At 73.6% G+C, this 12170-nt stretch carries 11 protein-coding genes; 7 read left to right on the forward strand and 4 right to left on the reverse strand.

The window, feature by feature from the left end:
* Nucleotides 1-152 precede the first annotated feature (152 nt).
* Nucleotides 153-1193 (forward strand): substrate-binding domain-containing protein, encoded by a 1041-nt coding sequence (locus ACH4F2_RS09860; RefSeq protein ID WP_398132178.1) that lies wholly within the window; start codon nucleotides 153-155, stop codon nucleotides 1191-1193.
* 16 nt (nucleotides 1194-1209) lie between these two features.
* Here ACH4F2_RS09860 and ACH4F2_RS09865 read toward each other — a convergent pair whose 3' ends face one another.
* Nucleotides 1210-1920: a sulfite exporter TauE/SafE family protein gene (locus ACH4F2_RS09865; protein WP_398132179.1), complete on the reverse strand. Its 711-nt coding sequence runs from the start codon at nucleotides 1918-1920 to the stop codon at nucleotides 1210-1212.
* Nucleotides 1917-2066, reverse strand: coding sequence for a hypothetical protein (locus tag ACH4F2_RS09870; protein WP_398132180.1), 150 nt, complete (start codon nucleotides 2064-2066; stop codon nucleotides 1917-1919). The genes ACH4F2_RS09865 and ACH4F2_RS09870 overlap by 4 nt, the downstream gene beginning before the upstream one ends.
* Before the next feature lie 297 nt (nucleotides 2067-2363).
* On the opposite strand from ACH4F2_RS09870, the gene lanKC reads away from it, so the two are divergent.
* The 4 genes from lanKC (at nucleotide 2364) to ACH4F2_RS09890 (ending at nucleotide 8895) form a co-directional block, all read left to right on the forward strand.
* Nucleotides 2364-4982, forward strand: coding sequence for a class III lanthionine synthetase LanKC (gene lanKC / locus ACH4F2_RS09875; protein ID WP_398132181.1), 2619 nt, complete (start codon nucleotides 2364-2366; stop codon nucleotides 4980-4982).
* A gap of 35 nt (nucleotides 4983-5017) precedes the next feature.
* Nucleotides 5018-5146, forward strand: coding sequence for a SapB/AmfS family lanthipeptide (locus tag ACH4F2_RS09880; RefSeq protein WP_351394059.1), 129 nt, complete (start codon nucleotides 5018-5020; stop codon nucleotides 5144-5146).
* A gap of 135 nt (nucleotides 5147-5281) precedes the next feature.
* Nucleotides 5282-7075 (forward strand): ABC transporter transmembrane domain-containing protein, encoded by a 1794-nt coding sequence (locus ACH4F2_RS09885; RefSeq protein ID WP_398132182.1) that lies wholly within the window; start codon nucleotides 5282-5284, stop codon nucleotides 7073-7075.
* Nucleotides 7072-8895, forward strand: coding sequence for an ATP-binding cassette domain-containing protein (locus ACH4F2_RS09890; RefSeq protein WP_398132183.1), 1824 nt, complete (start codon nucleotides 7072-7074; stop codon nucleotides 8893-8895). Before ACH4F2_RS09885 ends, ACH4F2_RS09890 begins: the two co-directional genes overlap by 4 nt.
* Before the next feature lie 40 nt (nucleotides 8896-8935).
* Here ACH4F2_RS09890 and ACH4F2_RS09895 read toward each other — a convergent pair whose 3' ends face one another.
* Nucleotides 8936-9532, reverse strand: a complete 597-nt coding sequence (locus tag ACH4F2_RS09895; RefSeq protein WP_398132184.1) for a LuxR C-terminal-related transcriptional regulator — start codon at nucleotides 9530-9532, stop codon at nucleotides 8936-8938.
* A gap of 408 nt (nucleotides 9533-9940) precedes the next feature.
* Entirely contained in the window at nucleotides 9941-10516 is a 576-nt protein-coding gene (locus ACH4F2_RS09900; protein ID WP_398132185.1) for a helix-turn-helix domain-containing protein, read from the reverse strand.
* 257 nt (nucleotides 10517-10773) lie between these two features.
* Here ACH4F2_RS09900 and ACH4F2_RS09905 point away from each other — a divergent pair, with 257 nt between their 5' ends.
* Both ACH4F2_RS09905 and ACH4F2_RS09910 read left to right on the forward strand, forming a co-directional pair.
* The gene (locus ACH4F2_RS09905; RefSeq protein WP_398132186.1) at nucleotides 10774-11421 is read left to right on the forward strand and encodes an FMN-binding negative transcriptional regulator; all 648 of its coding nucleotides are present in this window, start codon (nucleotides 10774-10776) and stop codon (nucleotides 11419-11421) included.
* Nucleotides 11422-11460: 39 nt separating this feature from the next.
* Complete coding sequence (locus ACH4F2_RS09910; protein WP_398132187.1) at nucleotides 11461-12168, forward strand: B3/4 domain-containing protein; 708 nt, start codon at nucleotides 11461-11463, stop codon at nucleotides 12166-12168.
* Nucleotides 12169-12170: the final 2 nt, after the last annotated feature.

Genomic DNA, 12170 nt, shown 5'->3' on the forward strand with positions numbered 1-12170 from the left:
CGCGGAGCCTGGTCACAAGCGGCGGACTCCGGCTCCGGGGCTGCCCCAGAAGCCTGCCTCCACCGGTGCGTGCCCGCGGGCACCGCTCGGCGCCGGGCCGGGGGAAGATGGTCGGGTCCACCCCTTCCCGGCAGCGAGGAGAGTCAGCGCGGATGCCTGCTTCCGCCCCCGGCCCGAGACAGCCGACGATCGCCGACGTGGCTCGCGTCGCCGGGGTTTCGCGAACGACCGTCTCCCACGCCCTGAACGGACTCGGCAAGGTCGATCCCCGGACCCGGGAACGCGTCAGGCAGGCAGCGGCGGAACTGGGTTACCGGCCCAATCTCCGGGCGCAGCGACTGCGCCGCGGACAGGCCCAGGCGATCGCGCTCGCGTCCTCGATGCCGTTCGCCGTGGCGGGCGGGCCCTCCCGGCTCGGGTTCTACATGGAGGTGGCGGCCGCCGCCGCGGAGAGTGCCCTGTCGCACGGCTTCGCCCTCGTACTCGTGCCGCCCGTGCAGTCGGACTCGGCGCTGTACTCCGTCGACATCGACGGAGCCATCGTGGTCGAGCCGGACGTCGCCGACGCGGCGGCGGCACAACTGCGTGAACGCGGCCTGCCGTACGTGGCGCTCGGCAGACCGGTGTCGCCCGACGAGGACGCCCCGTACGTCGACCTGCGCGGTGGGCGGGTGGCGCAGTTGCTGCTGCGGCACCTGTACGAGCAGGGCGCGACCCGGCCGGCACTGATCGTCGGCTCGGGCTCGCGGCACTCGTCCGTCGACGCACTCGCCGTTCATGAGCGCATGGCACGGGAGCACGGCTGGACGCCGATCGTGGCGCGGGCCGCCGAGTCGGGTGGGGAGCAGGCGGGTTACGAGGCGTGCGCCGCCCTGCTCGCCGAGCATCCGGGCATCGACGCGGTGTGCGCTCTGGTCGACGCCTTCGCCGTGGGCGCGGTCCGGGCCGTCCAGGACGGCGGGCGTGCCGTACCGGACGACGTCATGGTCGTCACTCGCTACGACGGCCTGCGCGCCCGCACCTGCGAGCCCCCTCTGACCGCGGTCGACCTGCACCTGGACCGGGCGGCGTCGGACGCGGTGGAGTTGTTGCTGGCCCGGCTGCGCGGGGACAGCGTCACACCGTCGGTGACGGTGGCGCCGGAGCCGCGGGTGATCGCCCGGGCCTCGTCGGTACGCACTCCGCGTGCCTGACACCTGCCCGGGCCGTTCAGAATCCGAGCATCAGCACGATCCCTGAGACCAGGGCGAACACGAGCACGCACAGCCGCATCCTCCGGGCGTCAAGACGGTGGTGGACCAGGCGGCTCAGCCACGCACCCGCGGCGATCGCCGGCAGCAGTGCGAATGCCCACCCGAGCTCCGGGACCTGTCCCCTCCCCGCCGCGAACAGCAGTGCCAAGGAGGCGACCTCTCCGACGAGGAAGCAGGCGGCGACGGTGGAGCGCAGTTCGGCGGGTGTCCGGTGCTGATAGACCAGCGCGAGCGGCGGCCCGCCGACGCCGGTCGCCGTCTCCGTCAGGCCGGTCACCGCGCCCGCACCGACGTAGGCGGCCCGGCCCGGCGTGAACACGGGCGCGGCCAGGCTCACGACGGCCGCGAGTACGGTCGCGACGCCCACGAACACGCCGAGGCTGCGTTCCGGAATCAGCCGGAGCAGCGCCAGTCCCGCGGGGGTGGCGGCGAGCCGCGCACCGGTGATCCAGCCCGCGCCGCGCAGGTCGAGCGAAGCCCGTTCGCGCCAGGCGACGTACAGGTTGAGCGGAATCATCGACGCCAGGACGAAGACCGGGACCAGTTGCGGGGCGAGGATGCCGGCCACGGGCGCGACGATCAGCGCGAAACCGAGCCCGCTGCTGCCCTGGACGAACGCGGCGACGGCCACCGTCAGGGCGAGGACCACCAGCGGCAGCCAGCTCAACGGATCAGGCTCCGCTCGTGGGGCCGGCGCAGCGCCCGTGCCGCTGTGGAGGTGGGAGGCACCCGGGCGACGCCCGCCTCGGCGACGGCCGTGGGCCGGTCGGTGCGGCCGGTCCGGGGCCTCCGGCTCTGGTGGTCACTGGACACGACGGGCTCCGTTCAGGCATGCGGCGCGCTCGGGTTCGAACAGCGATCCGGCCCTGGACGGAGAGCCGAACTACGGTGGCCAAATCGATTTGGCCGTCAGTATGTGAGGGCACCGATGCCGCGTCAAGAGGCCCCGGACGCGCCGGAGCGGCTGTCCTCCGCCGGCGTCGGGGCATGCGCCGCTCGGCGAAGTTACCTGTGCGTTCCGCATGTCGGAGAAGTGACAGCGGTGACTGTCCCGGACACGGCGGCGCGTGACAGCGTCTTGCCCGGCATCGACCGGCGGAGGGAGCAGGCGTGAACAAGGGCTATGCCGTGTACTGCGACGCGGACCCGTACTTCTACGACGCGCCGCATCGCACCGCCCCCGGCACCCGGGCGGCGGACACCCGGTACGCGGCGGCCGTCCGGCCGGCACCGGAGGGATGGCAGCGCGGCGAGAGCGGCGACTGGCTCGCCCTGCGCCCGCTGGACGCCGTGCTGCCGCCGCAGGGATGGAAGATCCACATCTCCGCCTGCCTCGACAACGCCGAGTCCGTCCTGGAGCGCGTACGGCACTACTGCGTCCAGCGATCGGTCGCGTTCAAGTTCGTGCCGAGCCGCTACCTGCTGCACCAGCGCAACGCCAAGTACGCGGACCGGGCGGGCAGCGGCAAGTTCATCACCGTGTACCCGGCGGACGAGGCACAGTTCGAGCGTATCGTGGGCGAGCTGGCCGCTTCGCTGGCCGGTGAGCCCGGGCCGCACATCCTGAGCGACCTGCGGATCGGCGACGGCCCGGTGCACGTGCGCTACGGAAGCTTCACCCGCCGCAACTGCTACGACGAGAGCGGGGAACTCCGCCCGGCCGTCGCGAACCCCGAGGGAGTACTCGTCCCCGACACCCGCGGCCCGGTGTTCCGTGTCCCCGACTGGGTGAGCGTGCCTGCCTTCCTGCAGCCCCACCTCGACGCTCGGGCGACCGTGACACTGGCCGACATCCCGTACACCGTCGAGTCGGCGATCCACTTCTCCAACGGCGGTGGCGTCTACCGGGCGCGGGACGCCCGTACCGGTGAGGCCGTGGTCCTCAAGGAGGCCCGCCCGTACGCCGGGCTCGCGGCCGACGGCGCCGACGCGGTGACCCGCCTGCACCGCGAACGCCGGGCCCTGGAACAGCTGTCGGGCCTGGCCTGCACGCCCGAGGTGCGGGGCGGATTCGCCGTCGGGGACCACCACTTCCTGGTGCTGGAGTATCTCGACGGCAAGCCCCTCAACACCTTCTTCGCCCGGCGTCATCCGCTCATCGAGGCGGACCCCGACGACAGGCGGCTGGCCGAGTACACCGAGTGGGCGCTCGATGTCCACGCCCAGGTCGAGCGGGCCGTCACTCAGGTGCACGCGCGGGGTGTCGTCTTCAACGACCTGCACCTGTTCAACATCATGGTCCGCGACGACGGGCGGGTGGCCCTGCTGGACTTCGAGGCCGCCCACCGCGTCGACGAGCCGGGCCGGCAGACGGTCGCCCACCCCGGGTTCGTGGCACCGCCCGGCCGACGGGGCACCGCTGTCGACCGGTATGCGCTGGCCTGCCTGCGTCTGGCCCTGTTCCTGCCGCTGACCAGCCTGCTGGCTCTGGACCGGCGCAAGGCGGAGCACCTCGCCGAGGTGGTGGCACGGCAGTTCCCCGTGCCGCGCGCCTTCCTGGACGCCGCTCTCGACGAGATCACCGACGCTCCCGGTCGGCGGCCCGCGGCGCGAGGCACGGCCGAGTCCCTCGTCCCGGTCGCGCCGGGTGACTGGCCCCGCAGCCGGGACTCGATGACGGCGGCCATCCGCGCGTCGGCCACTCCGTCGCGCGAGGACCGGCTCTTCCCCGGCGACGTGGCCCAGTTCGCCACCGCGGGCGGCGGGCTCTCGTACGGCTACGGAGCCGCCGGTGTGCTGTACGCCCTGGCCGAGAGCGGGGCGGAGCGCGACGAGGGCGAGGAGCAGTGGCTGCTCGACCGGACGAAGGAGCCGCCCTCGGGGACGCCGCTCGGCTTCCACGACGGGATCGCGGGCATCGCATGGACCCTGGACCGCCTCGGTCACCGTGCCCGGGCACTCGATCTCACGCGGTGGCTCGTCGAGCACCCCCTCGAAGGTCTCGCCGCGGATCTGCACAGCGGGACGGCCGGGGTGGGCCTGGTGCTGGACTCCCTGGCCGCCTCCACCGGCGACACCGCCCTGCGCGACGCGGCGATGCGGTGCGCCGAGCTCAGCGCCCGCGGCGCACCGTCCGACGCGCCGGGTCCAGGGCCCGACCGACGCCCTCGTGCCGGTCTGCTGCACGGCGCGACGGGCAGCGCCCTGCTGTTCCTGCGCCTGTACGAACGCACGGGTGACACCGGCCTGCTCGACCTCGCACAGACCGCACTGCGCCGGGACCTCGAACACTGCGTCCGTGGCGCGGGTGGCGCCCTCCAGGTGGACGAGGGCTGGCGCACCATGCCGTACCTGGGCGCGGGCAGCGTGGGCATCGGGATGGTGCTGGACGACTACCTGGCGCACCGCGCCGACGAGCGGTTCGAACGGGCACGGAACGAGATCGTGCGCGCGGCGCAGGCCATGTTCTACGCGCAGCCCGGGCTCTACCGCGGCGTGGCCGGCATGGTGCTGTACCTGGGCCGTACGACGGCCACCGGGCCGGGCACCGGGCCCGAGGCGGTCCGGCGCCAGATCGACGCGCTGACCTGGCACGCCATGTCCTATCGCGGTCACCTCGCCTTCCCCGGCGAGCAGATGATGCGCCTGTCCATGGACCTCTCCACCGGGACGGCCGGATGCCTGCTGGCCGTCGCTTCCGTACACGGCGACCGGCCCGCCGGTCTGCCGTTCCTCCCACCGCCGCGGCAGCAGCCGCGGCCCATGAGCCGGCCCCGTCCGGGGCCGTGAAGAGAGCACCCGTTGTCGTACGAAGGGAAAAGAACATGAACCTGTTCGAGCTGCAGTCGATGGAGACCCCCAAGGAAGAGGCCATGGGCGACGTGGAGACCGGCAGCCGCGCGAGCCTGCTGCTCTGCGGCGACAGCAGCCTCAGCATCACGACGTGTAACTGACGTCCGAGTCGGGCCGCCGCGGCGATCGCGGCGGGCCGCGCGCCGCGGTGCCGGCGCCCTGGCCCCACCGCCCGGGCGCCGGCACCGCGCCTCGTCGCCGCGGCGGGCGGCGCCGGTCACGAGGAGGGGCGGCTGATGGGAACTACCCCGATCCGACGGCGGACGCGTGAGACGCAGGGCTCGCCCGGCACCGGTCCAGGACGGGTACCCGAACTGATGGTGCTGGTGTGCTCGGTGGCGGCCGCAGCGGTCGCCGTCTGCCAGCCCCTCGTCCTCGGCCGCGCACTGGACCTGCTGCTGCACGACGGCGCCGGCGGCCCCTGGCTCGTGGCGAGCGCCGCACTGCTCGTCGGCGAGATTCTGCTCGACGCTCTGACCGCCCTGCTCACCGGCCGGTGCACCGCGGACTGGACGGCATCGATCCGCTCCCGTGCCCTCCGGGGCCTGTTGCACGCGGTGCCCGACCTGACCCGCCCCCACTCCCCCGGGGACGTCGCGACCCGGCTGACGCTCAACGCCGCCGACGCGGGCGCCGCGCCGGCGGCCCGGGCGGCGCTCGCGGCCTCGCTCCTCACCCCGGCCGGCGCGCTCGTCGCACTGGCCGTCGTCGACGTGTGGGTCGCCGCGTGTGTCCTGGCCGGACTACCGGTCCTGGCACTGGTGTTGCGATCCTTCGCACGGGACACGGGAACCACGGTCGGGGCCTACCAACGAGTGCAGTCGGACATCGCGGCCCGACTGCTGGAGACCATGGCAGGTGCGGAGACCATCGCCGCGGCCGGTACCGCCGCACGGGAACGTGAGCGCGTGCTCCGCCCGTTGGCCGAACTCGGCTCGCTGGGTGAACGCATGTGGAGGCTGCACGGACGGGCGTTGGCCACCGGCGGTGTCCTCGTCCCGCTGCTGACGGTGGCCGCCACCGCCGTGGGCGGCCTGCGGCTCGGGGCGGGGGCCCTGAGCGTCGGCGAACTGCTGGCGGTGTGCCGGTACGCGCAGCTGGCCGCGGGATTCGGCGGCGCGGCCACCCTGGTCGGCGCGCTGGTCCGGGGCCGCTCGGCACGGGAGCGCACCACGACGCTGGAAGAACTCCCCGCACTGCGTTACGGAACCCGGATCCTGCCCCCAGGAGGTGCGGGGTCCCTCGAGCTGCGCGGGGTACGGGTCCTGCGGGGCGGGACGGAGGTCCTGCGGGCGGACCACGTGCTGGTGCCGGGCGGCCTGACCGCCGCGGTCGTGGGCCGCAGCGGCGCCGGCAAGTCCGTCCTGGCCGCCGTCGCCGGCCGGCTGATCGATCCCGACCGGGGGCAGGTCCTGCTGGACGGAACGCCGCTCGAGCTCGTGACCCGCCCCTGTCTGCGGGCCGAGGTCGGCTTCGCCTTCGCGCGTCCGGCGCTGGGCGAGGGCACCGTGGCGCAGGCGGTCGCCGCCGGACCGCGCGCCGTCTCACCGCACCAGGTACGGGCCGCTGTTCGCCTCGCCGACGCCGAGGCCTTCGTACGCCGGCTTCCGCGGGCGTACGACACCCCGCTCGCCGACGCCCCGCTGTCCGGCGGCGAGTACCAGCGTCTGGGCCTGGCCCGGGCCTTCGCCCACGTGGGCCGGCTGCTGGTCATGGACGACGCGACCTCCAGCCTCGACACCGCCACGGAGCACGCGGTGGAACAGGCGCAGCGCCGCTCACCCGCGGTCGCCACACGGCTGGTCGTGGCGCACCGCCCGTCGGTCGCGGCCCGGGCGGATCTCGTGATCTGGCTGGAGAGCGGTCGGGTGCGGGCGGTCGGCACCCATCAGCGGCTGTGGGAGGAGGCCGCCTACCGGGCGGTGTTCGGTACCGGGGAGAACGGCGCCGGGCCGTTCGCCGCGCAGGACGACCGTGACGGGGTCCGCGGCGGGCGGGCCGGCACCCTGCGGGGCGAGGCGCGATCATGACGTCCATCGGCGGACAGCGTGCGGCGAAGCCCCGGGGCGACTCCAGGATTCTGCGCAGGGTCGGGCCGCCCGCCCGGCGCTTTCTGGCCGAACGCAAGGGGGTCCTCGCGCGGCTCGCGGCGTGGTCGGTGGCCGAGTCGGCGCAGACGTTCGTGGTCGGCTACGGGGTCGCCCAGGCCGTCGACCGGGGGTTCCTCACCGGCGACACCCGTACGGGACTCGGCTGGCTCGCCCTCACCGCCATCGCCGTGGTGCTCGGCGCGCCCGTGGTCAGAGGCGTCTTCGCCCAGCTGGCCGGGCTGACGGAACCGCTGCGCGACCACCTCGTCCGGCGGGCCGTCGACCAGTCCATGGCTCGTGCCCTGGCCCGTCCCGGTGCTGGGGACCGCACCGCGGTCGCGCGGCTCACCAACCAGGTCGAGATCGTCCGGGACAGCTTCGCCGGGCTGGTGCTCACACTGCGCTCGTTCGTCTTCACCGCGGCCGGAGCGCTGGTGGGGCTGTTCTCGCTGGACCCGGCCCTCCTGGTGGTCGTCGTGCCGCCGCTCGCGGCGGGCCTGGCGCTGTTCCTGGTGACGCTGCGGCCGATGGCCGCGGCGCAGCGCCGGGCTCTCGACGCGGACGAGGCGCTGGGCGATCACGCCGCGCGGACCCGTGGGGCGCTGCGTGACATCACCGCCTGCGGGACGCAGCCGGAGGCGGAACGGAACGGAGCACGGCTCGTCGCGCGGGCCGCCGCCGCATCCCGTGTCCTCGCCCGCTGGGCCGCGGTGCGCGCTCTGGCCCTCGGCGTCGCGGGCCATCTCCCCGTCCTGCTCCTGCTGGTGGCCGTGCCGTGGCTGCGCGGCCGGGGCGTCACGACCGGCGGCCTGCTCGGGGCCTTCACGTACCTCGCCCAGGCCCTGCTGCCCGCCCTGCACACGCTCATGACCGCGATCGGCGCCGCGGGGACCCGGCTGCTCGTGGTCCTGGACCGGTTCACCGGGCCGCAGGCGCGTCCGCCCCTCACCGGTGCGACGCCGCTTACGCTCCCGCCCGGGCACGCCGGGCAACAGGCCGGCTTCCCCCCGCCGGTTCCGCCGCCGTCGCGGCAGGCCCCCGCGGTGGAACTCCGCGCGGTGACCGTGGGCTACGGCGCCCGGGCGGAGCCGGTCCTCGACGCACTGGATCTGCGCGTCGAGGACGGCGAGCACCTGGCCGTCGTCGGTCCCAGCGGCATCGGCAAGTCGACGCTCGTCCGTCTCATCGCCGGGATGTGCGCGCCGAGGAGCGGCGTGGTCCGGGTGGCCGGCCGGCCGGTCGCCGGCCGAGGTGCGGCGGAACTCGCCGCGTCACGCGTCCTGGTGCCCCAGCAGGCGTACGTCTTCACCGGAACGGTCCGGGACAACCTCACCTACCTGTGGCCGGACGCCTCCCCGGCCGGCGGCGCCATCGAGGACGCCGTGCGAGACCTCGGGGCCGCCCCTCTCGTCGAGCGGCTGGGAGGGCTCGACGCGCCGCTGCGGCCCGACGACCTCTCGCAGGGCGAGCGCCAACTGATCGTCCTGGCCCGCGCTCACCTGTCCGCGGCTCGGCTGCTCCTGCTCGACGAGGCGACCTGCCATCTCGACGCGGCGTCCGAGGCGCGCGCCGAGGAGGCGCTCACACGTCGCCCGGGCACGCTCGTTGTCGTGGCGCACCGCATGTCGTCCGCGGTGCGGGCCGACCGGATCCTGGTGCTGGACGGTGCCCGAGCGGCCCATGGCACTCACCGGGAACTGCTGGGCCGGTCGCCTCTCTACCGCGATCTGGTGGGGCACTGGCGCAGAACCCGGGGCTGACCCGCGGGCCGTTCCCTCGCGCGCGTGTGCCCCTCGCCCGTCACATCCAGCCGGCGCTCTGGACGATGCGGATCGCGTCCACGCGGTTGCGCGCGCCGACCTTCCGGATGGCGCTGGCCATGTAGTTGCGGACGGTCCCCCGGGACAGATGCAGACAGACGGCTATCTCGGCGACGGAAGCGCCCTGCGACGCCTGGAAGAGGACGCTCAGCTCCCGGGGCGTCAGCGGCATCTTCGATGCGTGCAGCAGTGCGACGGTGAGCCGCTCGTCGAGGAACCGCTCCCCCTTGGCCACCGTGTGCACCGCGGCGATCAACCGCTGCGACGAGGCGTCCTTGTCCACGAACCCGAGCGCGCCGGCGTCGAACGCCCTGCGCAGCACACCCGGCCGCTCCGGAGCCGCGAGCACGACCAGCCGCGCCCCGCACCGGTTCCAGAACAGCGCTCGGCCGGCGTCCCCCGGCGGCCCTTCCCAACAGTCCCCGTCGACCACGCACACGTCCGCGGGCAAGTCGTCGTCCGGGCCGTCGCCGCGGGAGGACATGCACGAGACCTCGAGTCCGTCGGCGGACCGCAGCAGTTGCACCAGCGCCGACCGCAACAGCGTCGCGTCGTGCACCACGAGAACACGGACCATCACAACCCCCTGCTTTCCCCGGCCGCCCTACCGGCTCCCGGGCTCGTCCCCAGTCCCCAGCCGTCTGCCCCTGGGCATCACCGAAGAAGCACGGAACTCGATCACACCCGGGGCGCACCGACGTCAACACGCCGTTCTCAGCGCTCCCGAGAGGTGGAGCGGCGGTGCGGGGACAGGCTGGAACGCGTCGAGTGGCGAGAGCGAGCTCCCGGCGCGGCTCCCCGGGACCGCGTCCGTGAGCTGCTGACACCACGGGCCGTCACACCGGGCTCGCGGCCGGCAGCACGCTACGACGAGAGATCACCCTTCGGCACCGGAGCGTCACGGACCGAAAACAGGCGAAGTGAATGTGGCCCGAATGCCCCCGTCCGCTTCGGCCGGCCCGACGCCGGCCACGGCCGGCGGCCCTCACCCTCTGGCGGGCGGGATGTGGACGGTCATGATCAGGTGGCAGGTCTCGGTCCCCGAGCCGCGGTAGGTGTGGGGGGTGTCGCCGTCGAAGGTGGCCGTCTGTCCGGCTTCGACGGGATACTCGGTGCCGTCCACGACCAGTGTCATCCGGCCGTACACCACACTGACCGTCTCCACGACGCCGGTCTGGTGCGGGTGACTGGGGTACTCCTCCCCCGGCTCCAGCTTCCAGCGCCACACCTCGACCGGGGCCGGTCCCGAGGTGGTCAGCATGAGCCGTGCCTCGCCGCCCCGCTCCCCGGCCCACAAGGGCATGACGGTGTCCGCGGACACCACTCGGACTCGGCCTTCGGCGGGTCCGTCCATCAGGGCGGACACCGAGACGCCGAGGGTGTCCGCGAGGCGGACCAGGGTGGCGAAGTTCGGGTTGCCCTGGGCTTTCTCCAGCCCCACCAGGGCGCCCTTGCTGACCTTCGCACGTCGGCCCAGTTCGTCCAGGGACAGGCCCGCGCGCGTGCGTGCGGCTCTGACGTTGTGCGCGAGGGCGCGCAAGGCTGCTTCCGCCTCGAGCACTTGATCACCGTCCTGACCCGTGGAGCACTGGAATGGACCGTGCGGTCATTTGGTTGACAACCGACGGTCGTTCCATTGTACGCTCGAGTCGTTCTACCGTGAAGTCAGGGAAGTGTCGTGCCGGCCGGTCTCTCGGTCGGGCTCCCGCTGCGGCCCCTCCTGAGCGCCTCGCGTCGGCCTGGCCCCGTCGATACCGCCGGCCGCTCGCCTGCACCGAACCGCCACACCAGCCATACCCGCCACACAGAGGGAACCGCATGTTCATCCAGCCCTGGGACGCCGGCCTGGACGAAGCCGAATGGCAGGCCTGGATCGCCGACGGCCACGACTTCGGACAGCTCAGTGTCAACGGCCTGCCCGGCCGAGCGCCCGTGACCGTTCCCACCCACTTCACCACCGACGCCGGCCAACTGCTGATCCACCTGGCCCGGCCCAACCCGCTCTGGAAGGCGATCGAGCACGACCCGAACGTCACCTTCACCGTCATCGGCGACTATGCCTTCGTCCCCGGTCCCTGGCGCGCCAGGTCCGAGGACCCGCCCACCGACGGCGTTCCCACCAGCTACTACGCGGCCGTCCAGTTCACCTGCCGCGCCCACATCGTCGACGAGCCCGAGGCCAAGGCCGAGCTGCTGCGCCGCCAGATGGCACACTTCCAGCCCGACGGCGACCACGCTCCCATCGCCCCCGACCAGCCCCCGAACGGGCGGATGCTGCCCGGCATCCGCGGCCTGCGGCTGGAAGTGGTCGAAGTGCGGGCCAAGTTCAAGTACGACGACCACAAACCGGTGGAGCACCGCACCGCCGTCGCCGACCGCCTCACCGAGCGTGGCCAGGGCCTCGACGTGTCCACCGCACGCCAGCAGCTGCGCCGCCTGGGCCGCATCGGTCCGTGGCAGCCCTGACCCCGTCACCAGCACGCGTACGAAACAGGATCTCGCCTCATGACCGCCTTCCGCATCAGCCCCGCCGTCGCCGACGCCTTCCCCGACACGCTCATCGCCCTGGTCATCGCCACCGGCCTGCGCGGCCACGAAGCCTGGCCCGGCACCACCGCCGCTCTCGAAGACCTGGAGCGGCAGCTCGCCGACGGCACCTGGCAGCCCGCCGACGAGAGCGACCCCCGCATCGAGGCGTGGCACACCGCCTACCGCTCCTTCGGCACCAATCCCCGCCGCATCCGCCCCAGCGTCGACGCCCTCGGCCGCCGCCTCACCAAGAAGGGTTCGCTGCCGCGCATCAACCCGGCCGTCGATTCCTACAACTCCGTCTCCGTCCGTCACGGGCTTCCGGCCGGCGCCTTCGACCTCGGCCACGTCGCCGGCGACGTCGACATCCGCTACGCGGACGGCGGTGAGGAGTTCACCCCGCTCGGCGAGCCCGACACCGTGGAGAACCCCAAGCCCGGCGAGATCGTCTACGCCGACACCGACGGCGTCCTGACCCGACACTGGAACCACCGCGACGCCCACCGCACACGCGTCACCGAAGACTCCACCCACGTCGCCTTCGTCCTCGAAACCCTTGACGGCACCCGCGACGGCGAATTCCTCAAGGCCGCGGCAGAGGAACTGCGGGGCCTGCTCGCCCCGCACGCCGAGCAGACCGCGGTGCACAGCCTCAGCCCCGCCCACCCGCGCGCCGGCGCCTGACG

This window comes from Streptomyces sp. NPDC017890 (genome assembly GCF_044328675.1).
GTDB lineage: Bacteria > Actinomycetota > Actinomycetes > Streptomycetales > Streptomycetaceae > Streptomyces.

What these genes read in the sequence shown, in the direction of transcription:
- ACH4F2_RS09860 (WP_398132178.1), top strand. Translation starts at nt 153, where the DNA reads ATGCCTGCTTCCGCCCCCGGCCCGAGACAGCCGACGATCGCCGACGTG.
- ACH4F2_RS09880 (WP_351394059.1), top strand. Translation starts at nt 5,018, where the DNA reads ATGAACCTGTTCGAGCTGCAGTCGATGGAGACCCCCAAGGAAGAGGCC.
- ACH4F2_RS09885 (WP_398132182.1), top strand. Translation starts at nt 5,282, where the DNA reads ATGGGAACTACCCCGATCCGACGGCGGACGCGTGAGACGCAGGGCTCG.
- ACH4F2_RS09890 (WP_398132183.1), top strand. Translation starts at nt 7,072, where the DNA reads ATGACGTCCATCGGCGGACAGCGTGCGGCGAAGCCCCGGGGCGACTCC.
- ACH4F2_RS09895 (WP_398132184.1), bottom strand. Translation starts at nt 9,532, where the DNA reads ATGGTCCGTGTTCTCGTGGTGCACGACGCGACGCTGTTGCGGTCGGCG.
- ACH4F2_RS09905 (WP_398132186.1), top strand. Translation starts at nt 10,774, where the DNA reads ATGTTCATCCAGCCCTGGGACGCCGGCCTGGACGAAGCCGAATGGCAG.
- ACH4F2_RS09910 (WP_398132187.1), top strand. Translation starts at nt 11,461, where the DNA reads ATGACCGCCTTCCGCATCAGCCCCGCCGTCGCCGACGCCTTCCCCGAC.